Consider the following 24,872-nt stretch of genomic DNA (forward strand, 5'->3'; position numbering starts at 1 on the left):
AAGTGTTACTGAACACTTTGGCTGGACACGAACCAGACGCCGACGGCCGGCTCAGCACCATCGTTGCGGTAGCGATGCGGGGTTGTCGACTCGAAGCAGACGGCGTCGCCGGGCCGGAGCGTGTGCTCGTCGAAGCCGAGGGTCAGGACGAGTTCGCCCGAGGTCAGATAGCCGTACTCGGTGCCCGCGTGCCGCATCAGGCCGCCGGAGCTGGAGGAGGAGCCGCCGGGCCGGTAGGTCACGAGCAGGAAGTCGACGTCCGTGCCGGGCACGTGCCCGAGACGCTCCCACACGACCCCCGAGTCCAGCTCCAGCACGTCCCGCTCACCGGGCGTGACCAGTGGTCCTATACGGCGGCCGGGGTCGGCGGCGAAGGCGGCGAGGGCGTGCAGCACGGTGGCGGGGGCGGCGGACGCGGTCACCACCGGGGGCGCGGCGACCTCGTCCTCGTATCCGTCGAAGAGCGACTCGACGGAGATCGACAGTGCGGTCGTGATGGCGTACAGCGTGCTCACCGACGGCTGGCTCTTGCCGGTCTCGATCTGGGAGACCAGGCTCGCGGAGACGCCGACGTCCCGCGCGAGGCCACGCAGGCTCACGCCTTTGGCAAGGCGCGCCTGCCGGATGCGCGCACCGACGGGCGGCACGGCGGCAGGAGACACGGTGGCTCCCCTCTCGGGCGGACATGTGCAGCACCATTGAACAGCCGGGGTCGGCCGCAGCACCAGAGGGGCTCGTCCCCGGCGACATCACTGGCCACCGTCACCCCCGATGGCCCGGTACAGGGCGACCAGCGCGGCGCACACGCCTGTCGTGCCGCCGAACGCGACCGCGCCACTGCCCAGCACCTCGGGCCGGCTCACCCTGGTCGCCCGTGCGCCCCAAGCTGCGACCTTGGTCGGAGCTGCTCGGGGGAGGGCCACGACCGAGGGGTCCGGCCGGCCGCCCCTGCCGGGTGATCGACTGACTGATGGAGCGCTGGAGTCGCAGTGGACCGTCCCTCAGGGCCTGGTCACCGGAAAGACGGCCCGCACCTCCCACCCGGCATGCACCCGGGGCCCCGCGTGGAGTTCCCCGCCCAGCGCGGTCACGCGCTCCGTGAGGCCGACGAGGCCGAATCCGCCGCCGTGTGCGGCGGCGGGGAGCTGGGTGCCGCCGCGGCCGTCGTCGGACACCGAGACCTCCAGGCGGCCCCGGGACCAGCACATGCCGACGATGATCTCGGCGGCGTCGGCCGCGTGGCGGCGGACGTTCGTCAGGGACTCCTGGACGACTCGGAAGGCGGCCGCCTGGACCTCGTGCGGGAGGTCGTCCGGCAGGGTGGGGTCGCGGTGCAGGGTGACCTTCTGGACGGGGCTCGCGAAGCCCTCGGCCAGGCCGGTGATGGCCGCCAGGTCGCCGACCGGGCGGCGGTCGGCCGGTTCGTCGCCGGTGTCGCGCAGGACGCCGACCGTGCGGCGCATCGACGCCAGGGCCTCGGTGGCGGCGCGCTCGATGCCGGCGAGGACGGGGTCCAGGTCGTCCGGCCGGGTGGACGCCATCATGCGGGCCACCTGCGTCTGCACGAGGATGCCGGTGACGTGGTGGGCGACGAAGTCGTGCAGGTCGGCGGCGATCGCCACCCGCTCCTCGCGGCGGGTCTCGGTGACGGCGACGGTGCGGCGGTAGTCGAGGGAGCGCAGATAGGCCGCGAGCCCGGCGACGAGCCCGGCCAGGACCAGGCCCCCGACCATGAGGCCGAGGGCCCCGCCGTCCTGGAGCGAGTGGGAGGAGCGGACCGGCAGGAGCAGCAGGGCGACGCCGTCCAGCACACCGCACGCCACGGCCCATCGGGGCGTGCAGTGCCGTACGGCGACGAACAGCAGGCACAGCAGGATCGTCGCCTCTCCCGGCCCGAAGAGGATCTCCCGGCCGGTCAGCAGCGCGCCTGCCGTGAAGAGCACGGAGAGCAACGCCGTTACCGCGGTGCGCAGTTGAGGGGTCAGCCACACCGGGCGCCGCTCGGCCGGCCACAGGACGGCGGTGAGCCCGGCCAGGAGCAGCACGCCGGTCGGCCACAGGCTCTGGTCCGCGTTGCCCACGTTCGCGATGTCGGCGACCGACGCCGCGAGCACGAAGCCGACGCCGAATCCACGGGCGCAGCCCCGGCCGGAGATGGAGGTCATGGCCCTCACCGTAGGTGAGGACCGCAGGCGGCCGGATCGGCCGAACGGTCGAGGCGGCACCGCCGCACCGTGGCCGTATGGCCGAGGCGCGCGCAGGTGCCCGCGGGCGAGGGTGGAGCCGCTTCTCCCCGAACGGCCTCTCGTGGCCCTCAGTCATCAGGAGTACGTGATGCAGTCCAGCAAGTTCCTCGTCGGCGCCATCGGTGGTGCCACCGCCCTGGTCGCCCTCGGGGGCCTCGGCACGTACCTGCTGTCCGGGACCGAGTCGACCACCGAGCTCGACCAGTACTCGTCGGTGACGGTCGACGGCCACAAGGCCCTGTCCGGCAACATCGTGGCGGGGCGCGCCGAGAGCAAGTACCACCCGCTGCCGTGGGTCGGCAAGAAGGTCTCCGGCGTCACCTGCCCGACCGGCCTGAAGGCCGTCGCCGGCGCCACCATCACCTGCACCGGCAGGAGCACCGACGGCCGCAGCGTCGACATCCCGGTCTCCGTGGTCAAGGCCACGGGCTCCTCCGTCACCTGGAAGTTCGAGCGCTGAGAAGGGACCCGGGACACACATCATGAACACCGTTCTGGCCGGTTACGGCCTCACCAAGACGTACGGCTCCACCACTGCCCTGGCCGGGGTGGACGTCGAGGTCGGCGAGCGCGACTCCCTGGCGATCATGGGCCCCTCGGGGTCCGGCAAGTCCACGTTGCTGCACACCCTCGCCGGAATCATCCGCCCCGACGGCGGCCAGGTCCTGCTGCGCGGCGAACGCATCGACAAGCTGGGCGAGAACCGGCTGAGCGCCCTGCGCCGCAAGCGGTTCGGGTTCGTCTTCCAGTTCGGGCAGCTGCTGCCGGAGCTGCCCGCCGAGGAGAACGTCGCCCTGCCGCTGATGCTGGAGGGCATGCCCCGCAAGCGGGCCGTCGCCCGCGCCCGCCGCTGGTTCGCGCCGCTCGGCCTCGACGGCCTGGAGCTGCGCCGGCCGGGCCAGCTGTCCGGCGGCCAGGCCCAGCGGGTGGCGATCGCCCGCGCCCTGGTCATCGAGCCCGACGTGGTCTTCGCCGACGAACCCACCGGCGCCCTCGACCAGACGACCAGCACCGAGGTGGTCCGCCTCCTCACGTCCGTGACCCGTGGGCAGGGCGCCGCCTTGGTGGTGGTCACCCACGACGCCGACGTCGCTGCGCACTGCGACCGGATCCTCCAGGTCCGCGACGGCCGGATCAACAACTACAGCCAGTACACGGTCGCCTGACCCCTCCGGAGATGTGATGCGCTCCCCCGTCCTGCCCCTGACCTGGCACCTCGCCAAGTCGTCCGGCCGCCGCGGTCTGCAGAGCCAACTGCTCGCGGTCGGCGCCGCCGCCGTCGGCGCGTTCGTGATGCTGGTGATGATCGCCGCCATGCTCGGTTCCGGCGCCCGTGCCGACCGCACGGCCTGGCGCACCCCCGAACCCGCCGGGCACGGCACGGCCGTCCAGGCACTGGCCACGATCTTCGTCCGCCACGAGCCGGTCACGGTCGTGTCCCTGGCCCAGCTGCCCGGCCGCGCGGCGACCCCCGCGCCGCCCGGCCTGAGCAGCTTCCCGAAGCAGGGCGAGGTGTACGTCTCCCCCGCCCTGGCCGACCTGCTGCACAAGCTCCCGGCGAAGCAACTCGCCGACCGCTTCCCGAAGGTGACGTCCTACGGCACGATCGGCGCGGCCGGTCTCGCCTCGCCGGACGAGCTGGTCGCCGTGGTGGGGCGGGCGCCGGCCGACTCCGCGGTGTCCAGGGCCGCCGACGGCGGAGCGACCTGGTTCGACATCGGGCAGGCCGCGCGAGCCGAGATCTCCGGGTTCTCCGGCAGCCGGGCGAGCGTGTTCACCGACTCCGACCGGGCGGCCGCGACCCTGGGCGTGGTGCTGCTTGCGATGCCGGTGGTCGTGCTGTCCTCCGCGGCCGGACGGCTCGGCGCGGCCCGGCGCGAACAGCGGCTCGCCGCGCTGCGACTGGCCGGCGCGACCCCGCGGCAGATCCTCGCCATGACCGCGGTCGAGGCGGCGGCCGTCGGCGCGGCCGGGGCCCTCACGGGCGCGCTCGCCTACGTCGCCCTGCTGCCCGCCCTCGCGCAGATCCCGTACGGCGTCGGCAGCTGGTACACGGGCCAGTTGTGGGTGGGGGCGGCGTGGCTGACCGCGGTGGTCCTCGCGGTCACCGTGCTCATCACCGTCAGCGCCGTGTCGATGCTGCGGCAGGTGGCGATCTCCCCACTGGGCGTGGCCCAGCAGGCGGACCCGAGGCGCACCCGGTTGATCCGTCTCGCGGTGTTCGTGGCCGTCCTCGGCTACATCTGGACGAAGTCCGGTGGCGGCCAGCTCAGGAACCGTGACCTGCTAGCCCTTCTGCTCCTGTTCTACGGCGCGTTCTGGCTGTTCGGGCCGTGGGTCGTGGACCGGCTGGGCCGGGTCGTGGGCCGCTTCGCCCGCCGTCCGGCGACGCTGCTGGCCGCGCGCCGCCTCAGCGACGACCCGCGGGGCTCCTGGCGGACCGTCAGCGGGCTGGTGCTGGCCGGGTTCGCGGCCGGGTTCTTCTCCGTCAGCACCCTGGGCACCGACACCGCGCAGTACCAGGACCGGGTCGCCGTGGTCACCGCGGACGCCGGCGCCGCCCGGCACGCCGCCACCGAGGCCCGTACGCTGCTGCACCGCGCGGGCGTCACCGCGACCGTCACGGTCGGCCGCTCGGACGACTACGACAACCTGCTGGGCGGCACCCCGGGCGTCATCGCCCGTGTCTCGGGCGGCACCCAGGCCGTCGACACCGCCGCCACCGCGCTCACGCCGCTCGCCAAGAGCACGCCGCCCTACTCGCGGGACTACGCCGGAGCGCGCGACAGCACAGCCACCGACCGCATCGCCGAGGTCAGCATCGCCACCCTGGCCCTGAGCTTCGCCGTGGCGACCGCCTCCGCCGGACTGACCGCCGCCGCGAACGTCCTCGACCGGCGTCGTGTGTACGGCCTGCTGCGGCTGGCGGGCACTCCGCTGCGGGTGCTGGACCGGGCCCGGGTGCGCGAGACGGTCGTCCCGCTGGTGGTCCTGGCCGGCGGCACCACCGCGATGGGCATGTACGGCTCCAGCCGGCTCAACCAGGCGTTCGGCACCACGATCAACACCACCGGCCTCCTGGAACTGACCGCCTGCACGGTCCTCGGCGCGCTGGCGATGTTCGCCGCGATCAGCGGCAGCCGCCCGCTGCTGCGGAGAGTGACGGCCGACCCGGCCCAGACCGCGGACTGACACTGAACACGGAGCGGTCACCGGCCGGTGGCCGCTCCGCCAAAACTCCCCCTGAGGCATGATCGAGCCATGACGAGCCCCGCCCCCGCCGCTCCGTCCGGCGCCCCCATCCGCGTCCTCATCGCCGACGACCAGGACATGGTCCGCACCGGTTTCCGGTTCTTCCTGGACGCCCAGCCGGACATCACCGTGGTCGCGGAGGCCGGGGACGGCGAGGAGGCCGTGGCGCTGGCCCGGCGGGTGCGGCCGGACGTGTGCCTGCTGGACATCCGGATGCCGAAGCTGGACGGCCTGGAGGCGACCCGGCTGCTGGCGGGGCCGGACGTCGCCGACCCGATGCGGGTGGTCGTGGTGACCACCTTCGACCTCGACGAGTACGTGTACGGGGCGCTGCGCGGCGGCGCGTGCGGGTTCCTGCTGAAGGACTCCGGGCCGACGCTGCTGGCGGAGGCGGTCCGCGCCGCCGCGGCCGGCGACTCGCTGGTCTCCCCCTCGGTCACGGTGCGCCTGCTCAAGCACGTGACCGGCGGCGACTCGCAGGCCGAGGCCCCGGTACGGTCCGCGCCGCCCACCGAGTCCCTCACCGACCGCGAGCTGGACGTGGTCCGCCTGGTCGCCCTCGGCCGCACCAACGCCGAGATCGCCGCCGAGCTCTACGTCTCCCTCTCCACGGTCAAGACCCACCTCTCCAGCGTCCAGCTGAAACTGGCGGCCCGGAACCGCGTCGAGATCGCGGCCTGGGCCTGGCAGAACGGGTATGCGCAGCCCCCGGGTGCCTAGAGGTTCAGCACACGGGCGATGGTGCGCAGTACGCCGTTGTCGTTGTTGGACGGGGCCAGATGGCGGGCCCGCGCGATGACGTCCGGGTGGGCGTTGGCCATGGCGAAGGACCAGTCGGCGGCGTCCAGCATCTCCAGGTCGTTGAGGTAGTCGCCGAAGACCATGGTCTGCGCGGGCGTGATGCCCAGCTCCTGCTGAAGCCGGCGCAGGGCGGCGCCCTTGTCGGCGGTGCGGTTCATGACGTCGACCCAGTGCTCGCCGGAGACGACGACCTGGTGGGTGTCGGTGAGCGACGCCAGCGCCGGGGCGGTGGTCCGCTCCGCCGAGCCGAAGTCGAAGAGGGCCACCTTGATGACGTCGTCGTCGACCGCGGTGGCGTCCTCGACGACACGGTGCTCGACGTAGTACCTGCGCACCTCGGCGAGGAACGCCTCGTCGCTCCGCTCGACGTACGCGGACCGCTTGCCGCACACGACGGCGCCCACGTCGACGCCCTCGGCCACCAGCTGCCGTACGGCATGGACCACGCGGGTGGCGACGCCGGGCTCCAGCGGGTCCGAGCTGAGCTCCACGCCGTCGCGCACCACGTAGGTGCCGTTCTCCGCGATGAACACCATGCCCTCGGCCACCTCGGTGAACTCGCGCGCCAGCGTGGCGTATTGACGCCCGCTCGCCGGACTGAACAGCACACCGCGCCGACGCAGTTCGGCCAGCATCTGCCACAGACCGGCCGGGATCCGCTTGGCGTCGTCCAGCAGCGTGCCGTCCATGTCGGTGACGATCAGCCGTATGTCGGCGGAGCCGGTGGGCAGGTCGGGGGCGGTGCTCAGGGGCGAGAGGGCGGACATGACCTGCTTCCGGTGGCGGGCGCGACGGGGCGCCGGGATGTCGTACGGCGGTCCGGTCACCCTACGCGAGCAGCGCGGACGGTCAGCTGCCGGACCGGATCAGCCCGGTCAGGTACCGCCACAGCGACGACCGCCGCTTGGCCGCCTGGTCCGGGACATCCGGTACGTCCGCTGCGGGCGCCACCGGCGCCGGGGCCTCCGGCACCGGTCCGGCGAGCTCGTACCGCACCGGAAGCGAGCGCAGCCCGCGCATGAACGGCGAGGAGCGCCAAGGGAGTTGGTCGACCGGGAGGGCGAGCTCCAGGTGCCCGAACCGCTCGAAGACACGGCTCACGCCCGCCGCGGCGATCGTCGAGGCCAGCTCACGGGCCGGGCACTGGCGGCGGCCCGCACCCCACGACAGGTGCGCCCGGCTGCTGATGCCGGCGCCCGGTGCCATCTGTCCGGCGAAGAGGGGGTCGGCGTGCGCGGCGGCGGAGGAGACCCACACGGGGTCGCCGGCGCGGATGGTGTAGTTCCCGAGCGGTGTGTCCGCGGCGGCGAACCTCGGCACGAAGTTGACCAGCGGCGGCTTGCGCATGACCACGCGGTTCATGGTCTCGCGCACCATCCCGGCGGACAGGGTGGTGCGCACCCCGCCCTCGTTCTCGCCCGCGATCACCTCGACGACGGTGTTGGAGATGAGGATGCCGACGTGGTCGGAGGTCATGCCGAGCAGCATGAACAGCTCGCGGGCCAGCTCGTCGACCGACAGGTCCGGGTGGGCGGCGAGCAGGTGGGAGGGGAAGTCGTCGCCCGGCTTCTCGATCTTCGCGGCGGCGAGTTCACCGAGCGTCACCAGCAGGCGTGCCAGGGCGGGTTCCGCGTCCGGGCCGGCGTCCAGCACCCGCCACATGTCCATCAGGGCGTCGTCGCCCTGGGAGCCGGGGAAGCCGAGCAGATGACTCGCCGCCATCAGCGGGAGCGGGCGGGAGAACTGCGCCGACAGGTCGGCGAGGCCGGTGCCGCCGCCCTGCGCGAGCAGGGTGATCAGCTCGTCGGCATAGCCGGTGACGGCCGCCTTGAGCCGCTTGGCCTGCGGGTTGCGCGGGTCCTGGAACGGCCTGAGGGCCGCGTCCCAGGCGCCGCGCAGCGTGGGGTAGCCGGGGCCGCCCTGGATCAGTACATGGTTGACCTCGAGGGAGGGGCCGAGCGGCCAGTCGGCGGGGACGCGGCCCTCCGAGCGGGCCCGCCAGTTCTCCAGACCCTTCGGCCAGGCGGCGTCGTCCTGCAGCACCTGCAGCGACTCCCGGTAGCCCAGCACCAGCCACGCGGGCACGCCCAGCAGGTCGACCGGGGCGACCGGGCCGTGCCGCTCGCGCAGTCCCTCGTAGACCCGCGCGGGACGCGTCTCGTAGTCCCGGCTCAGCAGGGGTTCCGGCGCCAGGTCCTCCAGCCGCGTGCCGTCCGGCTCCGCGCCGCCCTCGTCGACCAGGTGGATTTCCATGCTTCTGCCGCCCCCTCGACACCGCCGGTGACCGGTCCGCAGCGTGCGGGTGCTCGCGGACCCCGAGGACCGTACCTCAGGCGTCACTCAGGTCACACTGCGGGGTACTCGCCGGTAGCAAACGAGGCCCCCTCAGCCGTCCTCCCCCTTCCCGGCCACCATGCGTTCCAGCCGGTCGAAGCGTTCGTGCAGTACGCGCGTGGTCTCCTCGCTCAACTCCCGTGCGGCACGCGCGAGATGGTGGCGCCGTCTCTGCTCCCGGCCGACGAACCAGGTCGCGAGGGCCGCGGTGACCATGCCGTACGTGGTGATGCCGACGACCATCACGATCGCGCCGATGACGCGGCCGCCGAGGGTCACGGGGTAGAAGTCGCCGTAGCCAACGGTCGTCGCCGTCTCGATCGACCACCACAAGGCCTGCGGGTACGTTCTCAAGTTGGCGCGCGGTGCGCCCTGTTCGGCGTCGACGACGGCCCACGCGCCGATGAGCATCACCACCGCCAGCACGACCGTCGCCCCGCCCGCCGCCCGCACATGCAGCGACCGCCCCTCGCGGCCGAGCAGCAACTCGACCGCCCTGGCGAGGAATCCGGGCAGCATGGTCACTCCTTGGGGGACGGCGGCATGGGGTCAGTGTCGCCGCGGGGACCGGAACGGGCACGCCGGACGGGGCGTTCGAGTTGCCGTACGACCTGGGGCGTTGTCCGCTGGAGCGGCACCCGTACCGCTTGTCTCCCGACGGAGGACCGAGTCCATGGCAGCGGATCCCCGCTCGGTACCGGAGACCTACGGCTTCGCATGCGCGGACTGCGGTCACGTCTGGACGGCCACCTTCCTGCTGATGTTCTTCACCGACCCGCTGGACGCCTCGGGCCTGACCACCCAGGAGTACGTCGACGAGGCGGGCCGGGCCGTCCGGTCCCCGCTCACCGAGGCGGTCTGCCCGAAGTGCGGTGGGCGCAAGGTGCGCGTGCGCGAGGAGCGCAAGCCCACTTGACGTTCCGCTCACCCGGACGGGCCAGTGCGCCTGGTGGGCGCGTGGGGCCGGTGGTGCGCTGAAGGGGACCCACCGGCTCCGGCCTCTGCGGCCTTCTGGAGGCACCCGAGATGACCACTCGTCCCTGCCGACCCGCCCGCGTGCTCGCTTCCGCGCTGGCCGTGAGCGCGCTGCTGACCACCGCGGCCTGTTCGGACGACGGCGACGACGGCGGTTCCGCGGCCTCCGGCGTCGTGGCGTCGCCCGTCGCCGAGAAGTCCCCGACCGCCTCGCCGAGGGTCACGCGGACGCCCACCGCCTCGGTGCCGCCCCGCCTCACCTCGGCCGGGGCGCGGGCCGCGCTGATCACCGAGGGCGACATCGAGGACGACTGGAACCAGGTCAAGGACGCCGCCACCTGGGGCGACAAGCTCCTCGTCGGCAAGGTCGACGTGGCCGCGTTCCTCACCGCGAAGGCCAACGCCGCCGAATGCCAGCGGCTCCTCGACGCCCTCTACGACGACGACCTGCTGGGCAAGCCGTCCGGCGCGGACGCGCTGACCGGCTTCGAGCAGGACGACTCCCGGCTCCTCTACCAGGTCGGCGCCTACAACGCCGTCCGGCTGAGCGCCTCGCTGGCCTGGCTGAAGTCGCTGCCGGTCAAGTGCGACCAGTTCACCGCGACCGACGCCAAGGGCGGCAAGCGGACGGTCCAGGTGACCACGGCCTCGGTGCCCAACCAGGGCGACGCCCGGCAGGGCCTGCACGTGACGGTGCAGGGCACCGCGAACGGCGAACCCGCCACGCTCACCCTGGACGTGGCCGCCGTGCGCGTGGGCAATGACGCGATCACCGTCACCGCCGGCGGCCTGGACGGCGGCGAGCACGACTCCCTCGAGCTGGCGGTGCGCAAGGGCGCCCAGCGGCTCAAGGACGTCCAGGCCGGAAAGACACCCGCCCCGGGCCCCGGCCGGACCGGCTGAACGGACAGCAACTGGCCGATTCCGCACACCTGATCAGCCGATTCCGGGGACACATTGATCACCGGGCGGCACAATGGCGACGACAACAGGCAGTGCGAGAAGGAGCTGAGCCGTGAGCGAGAGCCACACCCCGTCGGACGTGTCGGCGAGGCTGAACACCGGCGTGGCGCACAACGCGCGGGTGTGGAACTACTGGATCGGCGGCAAGGACAACTACGAGGTCGACCAGCAGGTCGGCGAGCAGGTCGCCGGGATGTTCCCGATCATCCGGGAGATCGCCCGCGCGGACCGCTGGTTCCTGGGCCGCGCGGTGCGGTTCCTCGCCGAGGAGCGCGGGGTGCGGCAGTTCCTGGACATCGGCACCGGGCTGCCCACGGTCGACAACACGCACGAGATCGCCCAGCGCATCGCGCCCGACGCGCGGATCGTGTACGTCGACAACGACCCGATCGTGCTCGTCCACGCCCGCACGCTGCTGACCAGCAACTCCGGGGGCGTCACCGACTACATCGACGCCGATGTGCACGACCCGGCCGCGATCCTCGAACGCGCCGCAGGCACCCTCGACTTCACCAAGCCGGTCGCGGTGATGATGCTGGGCATCCTCAACTTCGTGCTGGACACCGAGAAGGCGCGGGAGATCGTGCGCGAGGTGATGGCCGCCGTTCCCGCCGGCAGTTTCCTGGTGCTGACCCATCCCACCTTCGACGACGACCTCGGCGGCGCGGCCCAGATCCCGGCCATGAAGTTCTGGAACGAGAACGCCACCCCGCCGATCACCGCCCGCAGCGGCGAGGACATCGCCGCGTTCTTCGAGGGGCTCGACCTGCTCGAGCCGGGCCTGGTGTCGTGCTCGCGGTGGCGTCCCGAGCCCGGATCGCCCGCCGTGGTACCGCAGTTCGGCGCGGTGGCCGTGAAACCCTGAGGGACGTGCCGACCCTGGAGGACGTATGACCACCCTTGCCGATCCCGTCCCCGGCGGACGCCCGGGTGACGTCGACCGGGCCACCGCGCTGAGCGGCGAACTGTCGGGGCGGGGCGTGCACGGCATCGTCCTGGCCTACGTCGACACCGCGGGCATCGGCCGGGTCAAGACGATCCCGACGGCGAAGCTCGCCTCCGCGGCGGCCTGGGGCGTGGGCATGTCGCCGGTGTTCGACACGTTCCTGGCGAACGACTCCATCGTCACCACCGACGTCCTCGGCTCCCCGGACGGCGATCTGCGCCTGTACCCCGACCTCGACCAACTCGTCGTCCTGGCCGGGCAACCGGGCTGGGCCTGGGCCCCGGTCGACCGCATCACGCAGGAGGGCGAGCGGCATCCGGGGTGCAGCCGCACGGTGCTCCGCCGCATCGTCACCGAGGCCGCCGAGCGGCACGGCCTCACCTTCAAGGCCGCCGTCGAGGTCGAGTGGGCGGTCGGACAGGGCCCGTCCGCCGACGGCGACTTCGTACCGGCGCTCTCGGGACCGGCGTACGGAGCAACCCGCCAGGTCGAACTCAGCGACTACACCGCCGACTTGCTGTCCGCGTTCGCCGCGCAGGGCGTGGATGTCGAGCAGCTCCATCCCGAGTACGCGGCCGGGCAGTTCGAGATCTCCGTCGCTGCCCTCGACCCGGTGGCGGCGGCCGACCGCAGCGTCCTCGTACGGCAGACGATCCGCGCGGTGGCCCAGCGCCACGGGCTGGTGGTCTCCTTCGCCCCGGCGGTCTTCGCCCAGGGCGTCGGCAACGGCGGCCACCTCCACCTGTCCGCGTGGCGCCACGGCGTGAACCTGCACTCCGGAGGAGCGCACCGCTACGGCATGACGGCCGACGCCGAGTCCTTCGCGGCCGGCGTGCTCGCTCACCTCCCGGCCCTCACGGCGGTGACCGCGCCCAGCCCGGCCAGCTATCTGCGGCTCAAACCCTCCCAGTGGGCGGGGGTGTTCACCGCCTGGGGCCGGGAGACCCGCGAGGCCGCGGTGCGAGTCGTCACCGGCACGGCGGGCCTGCACGACCAGGCCGCGAACCTGGAGGTCAAACCCGTCGACCTGGCCGCCAACCCGTATCTCGCCCTCGGCTGCGTGATCGCGGCCGGGCTCGACGGCCTGACCTCGTCCGCACCGCTGCCCGAGGAGATCACCGGCGACCCGGCCCGCCTGGGCGAGCCGGAGGCGGCGGCCCGCGGAGTCCGCCGGCTGCCGACCTCACTCCAGGAAGCCGTCGAGGAGTTCCGCAAGGACGAACGGCTGCGCGCCGCCCTCGGGCCCGTCCTCGCGGACGCCGTGATCGCCGTACGACAGGGAGAGATCGCTGCGGTCGACGGACACGACGACGAACGGGTGGCGGCGGCCTACCGCTGGAAGTACTGAGATGAGCGGCCCGGTCCAAGAGGCGCTCGACGCAATGGAGTTGGTGGACCACCACTGCCACGGGGTGGTCACCGCCGACCTTGACGCCGGCCGTTTCGCGTCACTGATCACCGAGGGCGAGGCATGGCCGGGCGTGTCGCCCTTCGACAGCCCGGTCGGCCTGGCCGTCCGCCGCCACTGCGCTCCCCTGCTGGACCTGCCGCGCCACGCGCCCGCCGAGGAGTACCTGGCACGGCGGTCCGAGCTGGGCCGGCGCGAGGTGCACCGCCGTTTCCTCGCGGCCGCGGGGACCGGCGTGTTCTGCGTGGACACCGGGTACGCGCCGGACGCTCTGACCACTCCGGCGGAGCTGGCCGAGACCGCGGGCGGCACGGCGTACGAGGTCGTACGGCTGGAGGGTGTCGCCGAGGCGGTGACCGCGAAAGGCGTCGAGCCCGACGAGTACGGGACCGTCTTCCGCACGGCCGCGCAGGAGGCAGTGCGGCGGCCGGGCGTGGTGGGGGTCAAGTCCGTCGCCGCGTACCGCACCGGCTTCGACCTGGACCCGGCGCGCCCCTCGGACGCGGACGTCACCGAGGCGGCCCGGCACTGGCTCGCGCGGGGCGGCCGACTGGACGACCCCGTTCTCGTACGGCATCTGCTGTGGACCGCGGTCGACCTGGGGCTGCCGCTCCAACTCCACACCGGCTTCGGGGACAACGACATCCGGCTGCACCGCGTCGACCCCACCCACCTCACCGACTGGCTGCACCTGACCGCCGGCACGATCCCGGTGCTGCTCCTGCACTGCTGGCCGTACCAGCGTCAAGCCGCCTATCTGGCAGCGGTGTTCGAGCATGTGTACCTGGACCTGGGCCTCACCCTGCACTACGTCGGCCCGGCGCGTGCCCGGGCGATCGTCGAGGAGGCCCTCGAGATCACGCCGTTCCGCAAGCTGCTGTACAGCTCCGACGCGTACGGTGTGGCGGAGTTCTACTGTCTGGGTGCCCTCGCCTTCCGGCAGGGTCTGGCCGGTCTGCTGCAGGACCGGGTGGACGCCGACGAACTGAGCCTGTCCGACGCGCTGCGGTTCGCGGAGTGGGCGGGAGCACACAATGCACGCCGGGTCTACCGCTTTCCCGGCACCTCCTGAAAGTATGATCAAGCAATGTCTGACATGACCGACACCACGCCCGGCTGGCTCTCCCCCGACGAGCTGGAGATGGCGCGCGCCCGGATGCCGATCCTGTACGTCGAGGCCGTGCCCGTGCGCGTCGACGACAGCGGCGAAGTCACCAGCGTCGGCCTGCTGCTGCGCATCGGCCCGGACGGGACGGTCAGCCGGACCCTGGTCTCCGGCCGGGTACTGCACCACGAGCGGGTCCGGGACGCCCTGCTGCGCCACCTGGAGAAGGACCTCGGCCCGGTGGCGCTGCCCCGGATCCCGGCCTCCCTGCAGCCGTTCACCGTCGCGGAGTACTTCCCGACGCACGGTGTCACGCCGTACCACGACCCGCGCCAGCACGCGGTGTCCCTGGCCTACGTCGTCCCCGTCACCGGCGACTGCCGGCCCCGTCAGGACGCCCTGGACCTGGTCTGGTTCAGCCCGCAGGAGGCCGTGTCGGAGACGGTGCAGAGCGAGATGCCGGGCGGGCACGGAGTGCTGCTCAGGCAGGCCCTGGCGCACGTCGGCTGCTCAGTTTGAGCATCGCGCTGAACGGTGTGACGGGGCGCTCCAGCCGCTCCCCGTCCACGGTGATGTCGACGGCCTCGTTGTAGAACGCGAGGAGATCCTTGATCGGGCCCACTGCGGGCAGCGGGACCGGGTAGCTCCAGACGACGTTCGGCGGCACGTCGGCCTCGCCGCGCAGCGACCAGTACTGGGCCGTGCCCTTGTACGGGCAGCCGGTGTGGTGGTCGGTGGGTTCGAACAGGTCGAGTCGGACGTCCTCGGCGGGAATGTAGTAGCGCGTCGGCAGGCCGGTCTCGAAGAGCAGCACCGGCCGGTGGGTGTCGGCGACGACCGTGCCGTCGACGGTGATCTGCACGTGGCGGCTGCTGGGCAGGGCGTCGACGCGTTTGTGCGGGTCACGGGGGTGGATGAAGATCTCTTCCTCCTCCTCGTACCAGTGGTCCAGGCCCTTGCCGCTGCGCCGGAACCACTCGAAGGCGATGTACTCGGCCAGATCGGCGGCCGGGAAGGTCCAGGCGGCGTTCTCCAGCAGCTCGCCGTCGACCTCGAGGTCGTAGAAGATCTGCGATCCGGTGTGGCTGCCCGTCCGCGGGTTCTTCGCGGGGCGCAGCAGGTCCTCGCGTACGTCGCCGCGCGGGAAGGCGTACTGCGGCACGGGCAGTGACGGCTCCCAGACGAGCAGGGGGTGGCGGCTGTCGACGACGGTGACATCGCCCTTGCGGCCGCGGACCCAGCGTTCGCTGGGCTCCCACAGGAGGCCTTCGGGGGTGGTGCGGAGGGATCGTTCGGTGGGGAGTGCACTCATGACCGCTCTCCTTTCCTCGGTCCATGATGAACCCCATGGACCTTGAGCCGTACCGGAGCGAACTGATCGCGTACTGCTATCGGATGTCGGGTTCCTTCCACGAGGCCGAGGACCTGGTGCAGGAGACGATGCTGCGCGCCTGGAAGGCCCGGGAGCGGTACGACGCCTCGCGCGCGTCGGTGCGGACGTGGCTGTACCGGATCGCGACGAACGTGTGCCTGACCGCGCTGGAAGGGCGGGCGCGGCGGCCGCTGCCCTCGGGGCTGGGCGCGCCGAGCGAGAACCCGGGGGCGCCGCTGACGCCGGCCTTCGACATCCCGTGGCTGCAGCCGTTCCCCGATGCGCGCCACGACGTCGAGGTGCGGGCCGAGCTGCGGCTGGCGCTGGTGGCGGCGATGCAGGTGCTGCCCGCGCGGCAGCGGGCGGTGCTGGTGCTGCGGGAGGTGCTGGAGTTCAGCGCCGCGGAGGTCGCGGAGCAGCTCGGGACCACGGTCGCCGCCGTCAACAGCGCGTTGCAGCGGGCGCGGGCGGCCGTGGCCGACGTGGGCGACCCGGGCGGGATCGGTGAACCGGACGATGCCGGGGCGCGGGAGGTGGTCCGGCGGTACGCGCTCGCCTTCGAGGCCGCGGACGTGCCCGCGCTGGTGCGGCTGCTCACCGACGACGCCGTGCTGGAGATGCCGCCGGTGCCGCTGTGGTACCGCGGCCGCCGCGACTACGGCCGGTTCATGGAGCGGGTCTTCGAGATGCGCGGCACGGGGTGGGCCGTGCGCCACCTCACCGCGGGCGGCGAGCCCGCGTTCGCCGCGTACGCGCCGGGGCCGGAGGGCGGGTTCCGGCTGCACACGCTGCAGGTGTTCACGGTGGCCGGCGGCCGGATCGCACGCAATGTCGTGTTCGCCGATCCGCGCGTGTTCGAGGCCTTCGAGCTGCCCCTGGAGATTTCTCCGGACGAGTTCGTTCCTGGCCGATGAGTCCGGTCGGTGGCGCCGGTATGTACCGGTGACCACCGACCGAGACACAGAAAGGACAGCGCCATGAGCGTCGTCGTCATCGAGTTCATCACCCTGGACGGGATCGTCTCCGACCCGGACGGCCGGGCCGGCACACCCGGCGGAGGCTGGGCGTTCCGGCACGGCCCCGAGACGGTCGCGGGGGACAAGTTCCGGCTCGGGGCCACCTTGGACGAAGGGGTTCTGCTGCTGGGGCGCACCACCTGGGAGTTGTTCTCCCGGCTGTGGCCGGGACGCGACGACCCGTTCTCCGCGCGCATGAACGCCGTACCGAAACTGGTCGCCTCCCGCACCCTGACCGACGCCTCGGCGTGGGCGAACTCGCGGATCCTGGACGGCGACCTGGCGGACGCGGTCAAGCGCGAGCGGCGCGACGTGATCGTCACGGGCAGCCTGAGCGTCGTGCACGCCCTGATGGCAGAGGACCTGATCGACGAGTACCGCCTCCTCACCTTCCCCACGGTCCTCGGCACCGGCGCCCGCCTCTTCCCGGCCGGCGGCCCGCCCGCACATCTGGAGTGCCTGTCGGCCGAGCGGTCCGGCGCGGCCGTGCTCGCGAGCTACCGGAGGGACGCGTAGGTCAGTCGGTCTCCTCCGGCTTGCGCTGCGTGGTGCCGGGTTCGCCCGTGTCGCGGTGCCACTCGACGACCAGTTCGTCCTTGGTGCCGAAGCGGACCAGGTGGCGGCCCACGACGTCCTCGAGCAGGGCGAGGTTGTCGGCGTCCGTTTCCACCGTGAGGAGCAGGGCGCCCTCCGTTGCGGTGAGGGTGCCGGCGCCGTTCTGGAAGACGATGCCGCCCTCGCCCTTCTCCTCGTCCCAGCTGGTCTCGCTGCGGCGGCCCAGGTGGGAGGCGAGCTGCTTGGCGTAGCGGTGCGGGCGGTCGGTGGCGACGCGGGCTTCGGAGCGGGGCATGACGGACTCCCGGGGTGCGGTGGGCGGTACGAGTCGATGGTGCCTGAGGTGTGGGCCGGGCAGCTGCATTCCCGCCCGTCCCACGTCGCAAGGTATGGATGCCTCTCGCGTCGTCCCCGTCCCGTCAGTACGCCGCGTCCAGCCGGGCCCGCTGGTCCGCCGACAGTTCCAGGTCCACCGCGGCCAGGTTCTCCTCCAGCTGGGCCACCGAGGAGGCACCGGCCAGGGAGATGACCGGGAGTTCACCGCCCATCTGCCAGGCCAGTACGACCTGGTTGGCGGTGGCCCCGGTCTCGCGGGCGACCTCGTGCAGCACGGTGAGGCGGGCCGGGGTGCCGGGGTGGTCGTAGTCCGAGGGGAGCCTGTCCGGGTGGGTGTAGGTGCCCTTGAGGAGCGGTGAGTACGCGACCAGGGTCAGGGCGGGTTCGGCCCGAAGGTAGCCGAGCAGGTCGGGGCCCACGTGGCCGAGGCTGCCGTCCGGGAACATGTCGCTGGGGACGTCGGTGCGGGGGCGGAGGTAGCTGTGCGCGTACTGGAGCATCTCGTACCCCGGCAGCCCGGCCGCGGCCGCGATCGCGCGGGCCCGTTCCACCCGCCAGACGGCCTGGTTGCTCACGCCGAGCAGGCCCACCGTGCCCTCGGCGACCAGTTCCGCGAAGCCCTCGACCGTCTCGCGCTGAGGCACGGTCGGGTCGTCGATGTGGGCGTAGAGCAGGTCCAGCTTCTCCACGCCGAGGCGCTCGCGGCTGCGTTCGGCGGACTCGCGGATCACCTTCGCCGACAGGCCCTCCGGGTTGTCGGTGAAGCTGGTGCCGGGGGCGAGCGGGCGGGCGCCGAGCTTGGTCGCGATGAAGATCTCGTCGCCGATGCCGCGGCTGCGCCGCCACCGGCCGAGGAGTTCCTCGCTCTGGCCGCCCTGGCCGCCGTCGACCCAGAAGGCGTAGTTGTCGGACGTGTCGATGAAGTTGCCGCCGGCCTCGACATAGCGGTCGAGCAGGGCGAAGGACGTCTCCTCGGCGGTCCGGGAGCCGAAGAGCATCGCGCCGAGCGCGAGCACGCTCACCTCGCGGCGGTCCGCCGGGGCACTTCCGATCGTGCGGTACTTCATGGGTGTCCCTCCCGTACGCACCCGCCGGTGCGGGCACATACGGGAGTCTTCAGCTTGGAGCGCACGCGAAGTCAAGGGACCGCGCACCCTACTTGCTGAACGGCCCCTCCAGCGCCGCCCACTGCAGCAGCATGATGGTCTTGGCGTCGTTGATCTCGCCGGTGCGGATCATCTCCAGGGCCCGGCGGAAGGGCAGTTCGACGATCTCGATGTCCTCGCCCTCCTCGTCCAGGCCGCCGCCCTCGTGGGTGCGGGTCGAGGGGCCGTAGGCGGCGGCGTAGAAGCTGACGCGTTCGGTGACCGAGCCGGGGCTCATATAGACGTCGAAGACGTGCTGGACGTCGCCGATGGTGTGCCCGGTCTCCTCCACCACCTCGCGGCGGACGGCGAGTTCGGGGTGCTCGTCATCGTCGTCGAGGAGTCCGCCGGGGGTCTCGATCAGCATGCCGTCGGGGTGGCCGTTGACGTAGACCGGGAAGCGGAACTGCCGTGTGAGCAGGACGGTTTCGCGTTCGGTGTCGTAGAGCAGCATGGTGGCGCCGTTGCCGCGGTCGTGCGTCTCGCGCTGCTCGGTGCTCCAACTTCCGTCGGTGTGCTGGAAGTCGAAGGTGGTGGCGCGCTCGACGTACCAGTGGCTGGAGAGCAGTTTCACGTCCCGCACCTTCACGCGGGGGTTGCCGGTCAGGTCGAGGCCGGTGCGGTCCAGGCCGGTGCGGCCGCGGCGGTCCGGGGTGTCGATGCCGGCGGTCATCGCAGGCCGCCGGTCGTGCGTGAGTGGGTCATGTTCGCTGTCTATCACGGCCGTCGTTCAGGTCACGGTGAGCACATGGGTGTGCCAGGCGGGCAGGTCGACGAACAGGCCCGGGGCGAGCAGGGCGCCGCCGTCGCGGTCGTACGTCTGGTCCGAGAGCAGGTCGGACAGCCGGCAGGGGCGTCCGGCGAGGTCGGGCCAGGGCAGGGGGACCTGTCCCTGGGCCGGGGCGTCGGAGTAGTTGACGATCACCACGTGGCGGCTGTCGGTGCCGGTCCAGCTCCAGGCGAGCAGGTTGCGGTGGGTGTCGTTGTCCGGCCAGCCGGTGGTGGTCAGCAGGCGCCAGTCTCCGTCGCGTACGGCGGCCGCCGCCGGGATCAACTGGCCATAGAAGGTGCGGAGTTGTTCGTCCACGGGTTCCTGCGGCCGGCGGGAGAGGAACACCGGGAGGCGGACCTTGCGGCCCTCGAACTGGCCCTCGTGCCAGAGAGTGGCTCCGGGGAGGGTGGCGACGGTCACGGCGGCCGCGCGGTGCCGGGCGGCGTCCGGGAAGCCGGCGGCGGCACGGGGTTCGTCGTGGTTCTCCAGGAAGCGGACCAGGCCGCGCTGGTAGGCGAGGTCGGCCTGGAGGTGGGCGCGGGTCGACTCGGCGCGCTCGTGCAGGAGGCGGTCGTAGAGCCGTTTGTCGTAGCAGTGGTCGAAGCCCTGTTGCTGGAGGGCCCATTCGAGGTCCCAGTAGGCCTCCGCGACGAAGAGGAGGTCGGGATGGCGGGCGCGGACGCGCGGGACGACATACGGCCAGAAGTCCTCGGCGGGAGCGGGTCCGGCCCGGTCGCCCCAGGTCTTGGCGAAGACGTCGTTCATCAGCAGCATCGCCATGTCGCAGCGGACTCCGTCCGCCTGGTCGCCGATGGAGACGAGGGTGTCCACGGTCGCGGTGCGCAAGTCGCTGTCGAACGCGTTGAGTTGGACCACGTCGTGCCAGGGCGCGAAGAACGGGTCGCGGCCGTTGGCGTAGATCCGTCCGCCGACGTCGAGGAAGCCTTCGGGTGCCCGGGCCAGGTCTTCGCGGGTGCCCTGGATCAGACGCTCGGGGTGTTCGGCGAGCCAGGGATGGTCGGGGGCCACGTGGTTGGGGACGTAGTCGAGGATCAACCGCACTCCCCGAGACGCGAGTTGGGCACGGGCCTCGGCCAGGCCGTCGGGGCCGCCGAGGCTCGCGTCGACCACGTAGTCGCGTACGCAGTACGGGGATCCGGCGATGTCCGCCTCGGTGAGGTCGGGCAGGGCGTCGCGGAACGAGGCGCGCAGGGGCTTGTCGCGCAGGGCGATCGCGAGGCCGGCCGGGCTGCGTTCCCAGACGCCCATCAGCCAGACGGTGTCGATGCCGGGCCGGGCGACCTCGTCCCAGACCTCGCCGGGTACGTCGCCCAGGGTGACGCGGCGCCCGTACCGTGCGCCCAACTCGCCCAGCCAGACAAGGGTGTTGATCTCGTGGATGACGGTCATGACAGGGGCTCCTCCTCACCGGCGCCTTCGAACCGCTCGTCCACCGACCGTTCGTCCACCGGTCGCAGGGACTCGCGGCCGCCGCGGTGCCAGTCGTCGGCGCTGATGGCGTGGAACAGGGTCGCGGTGGCGGCCACCAGTCCCGTCCAGCCGGTCTGGTGGGAGGCGCCGAGGCCCGCGCCGTTGTCGCCGTGGAAGTACTCGTAGAAGAGGATCAGGTCCTTCCAGTGCGGGTCCTTGGCGAACTTGGGCTGTGCGCCGTGCACCGGACGGTGGCCGTCCTCGCCGGTCAGGAACGTGGCGGTGAGCCGGTCGGAGATCTCGCGGGCGACCTCGTAGAGGTTCTTCCGCCGTCCGGAGCCGGTGGGGCACTCCACGGTGAAGTCGGGGCCGTGGTAGCCGTGCAGGTTCAGCAGGGCGCGGATGAGCAGCAGGTTCATCGGGAACCACACCGGGCCGCGCCAGTTGGAGTTGCCGCCGAACATGGCCGAGTCGGACTCCGCGGGCAGGTAACCAACGCCGTACGTCCGGCCGTTGACGTCGAAGTGGTACGGGTGCTCGGCGTGGTACCGGGAGAGGGACCGGATGCCGTGCGGGCCCAGGAACTCCTCCTCGTCGAGCATGCGGGCCAGGATGCGGCGCAGCCGGTCCTCGCCGAACAGGGCGAAGAGGTAGCGGCCGTTCCTGTCGGCCTCGCCCAGCTCGTGCTGCTGGACGACGGCCTCGACGGCCGGGTGCCGCCTGATGAACTCCTGGGCTCCCTGGACCAGTTCGGGGAAGCGCTGGTCGGCCCGGCCGCCGATCACGCTGGTCGCCGCCAGCGGTATCAAGCCGACCAGGGACCGCACCTTCAACGGGGTGGCGCTGCCGTCGGGCAGCCGCAGGACGTCGTAGAAGAAGCCGTCCTCCTCGTCCCACAGGCTGGCGTTGTCCTTGCCGATGCGGTTCATGGCGACCGCGATCCAGGCGAAGTGCTCGAAGAGCATCTGCGCCTGCTCGACGTAGACCGGGTTGTCGACGGCGAGTTCGATGGCGATGTCGAGCAGGTTCTGGCAGTACAGCGCCATCCAGGCGGTGCCGTCGGCCTGGTCGAGCTGACCGCCGGTGGGCAGGGGTGCGCTGCGGTCGAAGACGCCGATGTTGTCGAGGCCGAGGAAGCCGCCCTGGAAGACGTTGTTGCCGTCGGCGTCCTTGCGGTTGAGCCACCAGGTGAAGTTCTTGATCAGCTTCTGGAAGGCGTTCTCGAGGAAGGCGCGGTCGGCCCGGCCGGTGCGGTGCTTCTCCAGTTCGTAGACGAAGAGGACCGCCCAGGCGTGCACGGGCGGGTTGACGTCGCCGAAGTTCCATTCGTACGCGGGGATCTGGCCGTTGGGGTGCAGGTACAGGCGGCGCAGCAGCAGATCCAACTGGCCCTTGGCGAAGCCGATGTCGACCATGGACAGGGCGAGGGTGTGGAAGGCGAGGTCCCAGGCCGCGAACCACGGGTACTCCCAGGTGTCCGGCATCGACATGATCTCGTCGTTGACCATGTGGTACCAGGCGCTGTTGCGGACCTTCGGGTCGGCGGAGAGCGGGTCGACGCCGTGTTCCGCGAGCCAGCGCTCCACGTCGAGGTAGTAGTACTGCTTGCTCCACAGCATCCCGGCGAGTGCCTGGCGCACCAGTCGGCGCTCGTCCTCGCCCATGCCGTCCGGGACGACGTCCTCGTAGAAGGCGTCGGCCTCGGTCCGGCGCATGTCCATGACGGCCGCGAACTCGGCCCAGGGGTCGGCGAGTTCGGTGTCGGTCAGACGGAGGCGCACGGTCGCACTCTCGCCCGCGGGGATCGTGATCGTGTGATGGACGGCGGCCTTGGTGCCGGTCTGCGCCGGGTTTACGGCACCGGTCTCGCCGTGGACGACGTGGCGGTCGATGCCGTCCTTGACGTACGGCGTGCTGTTCGAACTGCCGAAGATGCGCTCGTTGTTGGTCTCGTTCTCGGTGAACAGGGCGGGGGCGTCGGTGTCCCAGTACAGCCACCGCGGGCCGAGTTCCTCGTGGTCGGCGCGGATGGCGTTCGGTGTCCTGCGGAGGCTCGGGACGGCGGTGCCGCCGGCCCAGGACCAGGTGTGCCGGAACCAGAGGGTCGGCAGCAGGTGCAGGGAGGCCTCGTCGGGGCCGCGGTTGTGCGCGGTGATCTCGATCAGCAGGTCTTCCGGTCCCGGCTTGGCGTACTCGACGAAGACGTCGAAGTAGCGGTCCTCGTCGAAGACGCCGGTGTCGAGCAGCTCGTACTCGAAGTCGCGGCGGCCGCGGGCCTTGTTGGTGGCGACGAGGTCGGCGTAGGGGAACTCGCCCTGCGGGTACTTGTAGAGGTACTTCATGTACGAGTGGGTGGGCGTGTTGTCGAGGTGGAAGTAGTACTCCTTGACGTCCTCGCCGTGATTGCCCTCGGTGTTGGTCAGGCCGAACATCCGCTCCTTGAGGATCGGGTCGTGGCCGTTCCACAGGGCGAGCGCGAAGCAGAGCCGCTGCTTGTCGTCGCTGACGCCGGCGATGCCGTCCTCGCCCCAGCGGTAGGAGCGGGAGCGTGCCTGGTCGTGCGTGAAGTACGACCAGGCCTCGCCGTCCGGGCTGTAGTCCTCCCGGACGGTCCCCCACTGACGCTCGCTGAGGTAGGGGCCCCAGCGCCGCCATGCCTCTCGTCCGGCGTCGGCCTCCTGGAGCCGCTGCCGTTCGGCGCCCGTCGTGCCGCTGTCAGCCACCATCGTCCGCCGCCTCCTCACCAACCGGGCATCGCTCCCAGACTCGGACGTCCCGGACGGGCCTGCAATGGGTGGGCGGCGGAGGGGTTACTTCCCTATCCGGCGGTGGCCACCGCGGCCGGCTCCGGTTCGGCGACCGGCGGATGCGCGAGGTCGTAGGCGCTCTCGGCGTGCAGGTGGACGTCGACGCCGCCCTCCTCGACCTCGGGGCGGACCCTGAGGCCCATGGTCTTGTCGAGGGCCTTGGCGATCAGCCAGGTGACGGCGAAGGAGTACGCCAGGACGGCGAAGGCTCCCACCGCCTGCTTGCCGAGGAGGCCGAGACCGCCGCCGTAGAGCAGTCCGTCCACGCCGTTGGGGGCCTCGGAGGTGGCCAGCACGCCCACGAGCAGCGTGCCGGTGATGCCGCCGACCAGGTGGATGCCGACGACGTCGAGGGAGTCGTCGTAGCCGAGCCGGTACTTGAGGCCGACCGCCAGGGCACAGACCGCGCCGCCGATCGCGCCGAGGGCGAGCGCGCCGAGCGGGGAGACGGCACCGCAGGACGGGGTGATGGCGACCAGGCCGGCGATCGCGCCGGACGCGGCGCCGAGGCTGGTGGCGTGACCGTCGCGCAGCTTCTCCACGACGAGCCAGCCGAGCATCGCGGAACAGGTCGCGGTGAAGGTGTTCAGTACGACGACGGAGGCGGCGTTGGACGAGGTGAGCGCGGAGCCGCCGTTGAAGCCGAACCAGCCGAACCAGAGCAGGCCCGCGCCGAGCATCACGAGGGGGAGGTTGTGCGGGCGTTCCGCGCCGCCCTCCTTCTTCCAGCCGATCCGCTTGCCGAGGACCAGGATCACCGCGAGGGCCGCCGAGCCGGAGTTGATGTGGACCGCCGTACCGCCCGCGAAGTCGATGGCGCCGAGCTTGTTCACGATCCAGCCGCCGACCACGCCCTTGCCGTCGAAGGCGAACACCCAGTGGGCGACCGGCAGATAGACCAGCGTCACCCAGATGCCGGTGAAGGCCATCCAGGCGCCGAACTTGATGCGGTCCGAGATCGCGCCGCAGATCAGCGCGGCGGTCAGCGCCGCGAACAGGGCCTGGAAGGCGGCGAAGATCGAGAGCGGGATGACGGCCTTCGGGTCGTCCTTCATCACGCCGCTCATGCCGAAGTACTCGGTGATGTCACCGAGGATCCCGGCGCCGCCGATCGAGTCGCCGAAGGAGGCCGAGAAGCCGTAGACGACCCAGATGCAGCCGACCAGGGCGACGGATCCGAACGTCATCATGATCATGTTCAGGACGCTCTTGGCGGCGACCATGCCGCCGTAGAAGAGCGCGAGGCCCGGCACCATCAGACAGACGAGTGCCGTGCTCGCGAGCATCCAAGCGGTACTTCCGGTGTCCATGCGCACACTCCGAAGAGAGGTCCAACCCAGGGAAACGGTGTTTCACCGCAGTAGACCGAAGGTGCGTTACAGGACAGTTCCGTGGCTGATTAAGGCCG

The 24,872-nt window shown here is 71.8% G+C and carries 24 protein-coding genes; 12 read left to right on the plus strand and 12 right to left on the minus strand.

All coding sequences use genetic code 11. The features are described 5' to 3' along the window. Positions 1-5: 5 nt before the first annotated feature. Positions 6-662 (minus strand): cupin domain-containing protein, encoded by a 657-nt coding sequence (locus ABZ880_RS08695; RefSeq protein ID WP_361259046.1) that lies wholly within the window; start codon positions 660-662, stop codon positions 6-8. A gap of 339 nt (positions 663-1,001) precedes the next feature. Then, positions 1,002-2,165 carry a histidine kinase gene (locus ABZ880_RS08700; protein ID WP_361259049.1) on the minus strand — a complete coding sequence of 388 codons (1,164 nt, stop codon included), beginning with the start codon at positions 2,163-2,165 and terminating at the stop codon, positions 1,002-1,004. A gap of 169 nt (positions 2,166-2,334) precedes the next feature. On the opposite strand from ABZ880_RS08700, the gene ABZ880_RS08705 reads away from it, so the two are divergent. From ABZ880_RS08705 to ABZ880_RS08720, 4 genes are all read left to right on the plus strand, one after another. Then, positions 2,335-2,706: a DUF4333 domain-containing protein gene (locus ABZ880_RS08705; protein WP_361259052.1), complete on the plus strand. Its 372-nt coding sequence runs from the start codon at positions 2,335-2,337 to the stop codon at positions 2,704-2,706. A 22-nt stretch (positions 2,707-2,728) separates the two neighbouring features. After that, complete coding sequence (locus ABZ880_RS08710; RefSeq protein WP_361259055.1) at positions 2,729-3,412, plus strand: ABC transporter ATP-binding protein; 684 nt, start codon at positions 2,729-2,731, stop codon at positions 3,410-3,412. A 16-nt stretch (positions 3,413-3,428) separates the two neighbouring features. Continuing rightward, the gene (locus ABZ880_RS08715) at positions 3,429-5,438 is read left to right on the plus strand and encodes an FtsX-like permease family protein (protein ID WP_361259058.1); all 2,010 of its coding nucleotides are present in this window, start codon (positions 3,429-3,431) and stop codon (positions 5,436-5,438) included. A gap of 69 nt (positions 5,439-5,507) precedes the next feature. Beyond that, positions 5,508-6,218, plus strand: a complete 711-nt coding sequence (locus ABZ880_RS08720; RefSeq protein ID WP_361259061.1) for a response regulator transcription factor — start codon at positions 5,508-5,510, stop codon at positions 6,216-6,218. Here the strand turns inward: ABZ880_RS08720 and ABZ880_RS08725 are convergent. The 3 genes from ABZ880_RS08725 to ABZ880_RS08735 all read right to left on the minus strand — a co-directional run bounded on the left by ABZ880_RS08725 (position 6,215) and on the right by ABZ880_RS08735 (position 9,152). Then, on the minus strand, positions 6,215-7,066 hold the full coding sequence (locus tag ABZ880_RS08725; RefSeq protein ID WP_361259241.1) for a Cof-type HAD-IIB family hydrolase: 852 nt from the start codon (positions 7,064-7,066) through the stop codon (positions 6,215-6,217). The two genes, ABZ880_RS08720 and ABZ880_RS08725, sit on opposite strands and share 4 nt — an antisense overlap. An 82-nt stretch (positions 7,067-7,148) precedes the next feature. After that, positions 7,149-8,552: a cytochrome gene (locus tag ABZ880_RS08730; RefSeq protein ID WP_361259064.1), complete on the minus strand. Its 1,404-nt coding sequence runs from the start codon at positions 8,550-8,552 to the stop codon at positions 7,149-7,151. A gap of 132 nt (positions 8,553-8,684) precedes the next feature. Beyond that, positions 8,685-9,152, minus strand: coding sequence for a potassium channel family protein (locus tag ABZ880_RS08735; RefSeq protein ID WP_361259067.1), 468 nt, complete (start codon positions 9,150-9,152; stop codon positions 8,685-8,687). 154 nt (positions 9,153-9,306) lie between these two features. Here ABZ880_RS08735 and ABZ880_RS08740 point away from each other — a divergent pair, with 154 nt between their 5' ends. The 6 genes from ABZ880_RS08740 (at position 9,307) to ABZ880_RS08765 (ending at position 14,549) form a co-directional block, all read left to right on the plus strand. Continuing rightward, positions 9,307-9,549 (plus strand): hypothetical protein, encoded by a 243-nt coding sequence (locus ABZ880_RS08740; RefSeq protein ID WP_361259070.1) that lies wholly within the window; start codon positions 9,307-9,309, stop codon positions 9,547-9,549. A 110-nt stretch (positions 9,550-9,659) separates the two neighbouring features. Next, positions 9,660-10,511 carry a hypothetical protein gene (locus ABZ880_RS08745; protein ID WP_361259073.1) on the plus strand — a complete coding sequence of 284 codons (852 nt, stop codon included), beginning with the start codon at positions 9,660-9,662 and terminating at the stop codon, positions 10,509-10,511. A gap of 112 nt (positions 10,512-10,623) precedes the next feature. Further along, positions 10,624-11,436: an SAM-dependent methyltransferase gene (locus tag ABZ880_RS08750; RefSeq protein ID WP_361259076.1), complete on the plus strand. Its 813-nt coding sequence runs from the start codon at positions 10,624-10,626 to the stop codon at positions 11,434-11,436. Positions 11,437-11,461: 25 nt separating this feature from the next. Further along, entirely contained in the window at positions 11,462-12,865 is a 1,404-nt protein-coding gene (locus ABZ880_RS08755) for a glutamine synthetase family protein (protein ID WP_361259078.1), read from the plus strand. 1 nt (position 12,866) lies between these two features. After that, on the plus strand, positions 12,867-13,997 hold the full coding sequence (locus ABZ880_RS08760; protein ID WP_361259081.1) for an amidohydrolase family protein: 1,131 nt from the start codon (positions 12,867-12,869) through the stop codon (positions 13,995-13,997). Between the two features lie 15 nt (positions 13,998-14,012). Beyond that, complete coding sequence (locus ABZ880_RS08765) at positions 14,013-14,549, plus strand: NUDIX hydrolase family protein (RefSeq protein ID WP_361259084.1); 537 nt, start codon at positions 14,013-14,015, stop codon at positions 14,547-14,549. Here the strand turns inward: ABZ880_RS08765 and ABZ880_RS08770 are convergent. Further along, positions 14,512-15,342 (minus strand): DUF427 domain-containing protein, encoded by an 831-nt coding sequence (locus tag ABZ880_RS08770; RefSeq protein ID WP_361259087.1) that lies wholly within the window; start codon positions 15,340-15,342, stop codon positions 14,512-14,514. The genes ABZ880_RS08765 and ABZ880_RS08770 overlap by 38 nt on opposite strands. A gap of 35 nt (positions 15,343-15,377) precedes the next feature. On the opposite strand from ABZ880_RS08770, the gene ABZ880_RS08775 reads away from it, so the two are divergent. Beyond that, a complete protein-coding gene (locus tag ABZ880_RS08775) occupies positions 15,378-16,316 on the plus strand; it encodes a sigma-70 family RNA polymerase sigma factor (RefSeq protein WP_361259090.1) in 939 nt (312 codons plus the stop codon). A gap of 63 nt (positions 16,317-16,379) precedes the next feature. Continuing rightward, complete coding sequence (locus ABZ880_RS08780; protein WP_361259093.1) at positions 16,380-16,934, plus strand: dihydrofolate reductase family protein; 555 nt, start codon at positions 16,380-16,382, stop codon at positions 16,932-16,934. A gap of 1 nt (position 16,935) precedes the next feature. Here ABZ880_RS08780 and ABZ880_RS08785 read toward each other — a convergent pair whose 3' ends face one another. From ABZ880_RS08785 to ABZ880_RS08810, 6 genes are all read right to left on the minus strand, one after another. Further along, positions 16,936-17,268 (minus strand): DUF2218 domain-containing protein, encoded by a 333-nt coding sequence (locus tag ABZ880_RS08785; RefSeq protein WP_361259096.1) that lies wholly within the window; start codon positions 17,266-17,268, stop codon positions 16,936-16,938. A gap of 124 nt (positions 17,269-17,392) precedes the next feature. Next, entirely contained in the window at positions 17,393-18,376 is a 984-nt protein-coding gene (locus tag ABZ880_RS08790) for an aldo/keto reductase (protein ID WP_361259099.1), read from the minus strand. Positions 18,377-18,464: 88 nt separating this feature from the next. Further along, positions 18,465-19,127, minus strand: coding sequence for an NUDIX domain-containing protein (locus tag ABZ880_RS08795; RefSeq protein WP_361259102.1), 663 nt, complete (start codon positions 19,125-19,127; stop codon positions 18,465-18,467). Positions 19,128-19,184: 57 nt separating this feature from the next. Then, the gene (locus tag ABZ880_RS08800) at positions 19,185-20,636 is read right to left on the minus strand and encodes an alpha-amylase family glycosyl hydrolase (RefSeq protein ID WP_361259105.1); all 1,452 of its coding nucleotides are present in this window, start codon (positions 20,634-20,636) and stop codon (positions 19,185-19,187) included. Then, positions 20,633-23,383 (minus strand): glucosidase, encoded by a 2,751-nt coding sequence (locus tag ABZ880_RS08805; protein ID WP_361259108.1) that lies wholly within the window; start codon positions 23,381-23,383, stop codon positions 20,633-20,635. The genes ABZ880_RS08800 and ABZ880_RS08805 overlap by 4 nt, the downstream gene beginning before the upstream one ends. A gap of 92 nt (positions 23,384-23,475) precedes the next feature. Next, entirely contained in the window at positions 23,476-24,774 is a 1,299-nt protein-coding gene (locus ABZ880_RS08810) for an ammonium transporter (RefSeq protein WP_361259111.1), read from the minus strand. Between the last annotated feature and the right edge of the window lie 98 nt (positions 24,775-24,872).

Source organism: Streptomyces sp. NPDC047043 (genome assembly GCF_040644055.1).
GTDB lineage: Bacteria > Actinomycetota > Actinomycetes > Streptomycetales > Streptomycetaceae > Streptomyces.

Excerpts from the sequence above, each read along its gene's own strand:
- ABZ880_RS08700 (WP_361259049.1), bottom strand. The coding sequence starts at position 2,165 with ATGACCTCCATCTCCGGCCGGGGCTGCGCCCGTGGATTCGGCGTCGGC.
- ABZ880_RS08705 (WP_361259052.1), top strand. The coding sequence starts at position 2,335 with ATGCAGTCCAGCAAGTTCCTCGTCGGCGCCATCGGTGGTGCCACCGCC.
- ABZ880_RS08710 (WP_361259055.1), top strand. The coding sequence starts at position 2,729 with ATGAACACCGTTCTGGCCGGTTACGGCCTCACCAAGACGTACGGCTCC.
- ABZ880_RS08715 (WP_361259058.1), top strand. The coding sequence starts at position 3,429 with ATGCGCTCCCCCGTCCTGCCCCTGACCTGGCACCTCGCCAAGTCGTCC.
- ABZ880_RS08720 (WP_361259061.1), top strand. The coding sequence starts at position 5,508 with ATGACGAGCCCCGCCCCCGCCGCTCCGTCCGGCGCCCCCATCCGCGTC.
- ABZ880_RS08725 (WP_361259241.1), bottom strand. The coding sequence starts at position 7,066 with ATGTCCGCCCTCTCGCCCCTGAGCACCGCCCCCGACCTGCCCACCGGC.
- ABZ880_RS08730 (WP_361259064.1), bottom strand. The coding sequence starts at position 8,552 with ATGGAAATCCACCTGGTCGACGAGGGCGGCGCGGAGCCGGACGGCACG.
- ABZ880_RS08735 (WP_361259067.1), bottom strand. The coding sequence starts at position 9,152 with ATGCTGCCCGGATTCCTCGCCAGGGCGGTCGAGTTGCTGCTCGGCCGC.
- ABZ880_RS08740 (WP_361259070.1), top strand. The coding sequence starts at position 9,307 with ATGGCAGCGGATCCCCGCTCGGTACCGGAGACCTACGGCTTCGCATGC.
- ABZ880_RS08745 (WP_361259073.1), top strand. The coding sequence starts at position 9,660 with ATGACCACTCGTCCCTGCCGACCCGCCCGCGTGCTCGCTTCCGCGCTG.
- ABZ880_RS08755 (WP_361259078.1), top strand. The coding sequence starts at position 11,462 with ATGACCACCCTTGCCGATCCCGTCCCCGGCGGACGCCCGGGTGACGTC.
- ABZ880_RS08760 (WP_361259081.1), top strand. The coding sequence starts at position 12,867 with ATGAGCGGCCCGGTCCAAGAGGCGCTCGACGCAATGGAGTTGGTGGAC.
- ABZ880_RS08765 (WP_361259084.1), top strand. The coding sequence starts at position 14,013 with ATGTCTGACATGACCGACACCACGCCCGGCTGGCTCTCCCCCGACGAG.
- ABZ880_RS08770 (WP_361259087.1), bottom strand. The coding sequence starts at position 15,342 with ATGAGTGCACTCCCCACCGAACGATCCCTCCGCACCACCCCCGAAGGC.
- ABZ880_RS08775 (WP_361259090.1), top strand. The coding sequence starts at position 15,378 with ATGGACCTTGAGCCGTACCGGAGCGAACTGATCGCGTACTGCTATCGG.
- ABZ880_RS08780 (WP_361259093.1), top strand. The coding sequence starts at position 16,380 with ATGAGCGTCGTCGTCATCGAGTTCATCACCCTGGACGGGATCGTCTCC.
- ABZ880_RS08785 (WP_361259096.1), bottom strand. The coding sequence starts at position 17,268 with ATGCCCCGCTCCGAAGCCCGCGTCGCCACCGACCGCCCGCACCGCTAC.
- ABZ880_RS08790 (WP_361259099.1), bottom strand. The coding sequence starts at position 18,376 with ATGAAGTACCGCACGATCGGAAGTGCCCCGGCGGACCGCCGCGAGGTG.
- ABZ880_RS08795 (WP_361259102.1), bottom strand. The coding sequence starts at position 19,127 with ATGACCGCCGGCATCGACACCCCGGACCGCCGCGGCCGCACCGGCCTG.
- ABZ880_RS08800 (WP_361259105.1), bottom strand. The coding sequence starts at position 20,636 with ATGACCGTCATCCACGAGATCAACACCCTTGTCTGGCTGGGCGAGTTG.
- ABZ880_RS08805 (WP_361259108.1), bottom strand. The coding sequence starts at position 23,383 with ATGGTGGCTGACAGCGGCACGACGGGCGCCGAACGGCAGCGGCTCCAG.
- ABZ880_RS08810 (WP_361259111.1), bottom strand. The coding sequence starts at position 24,774 with ATGGACACCGGAAGTACCGCTTGGATGCTCGCGAGCACGGCACTCGTC.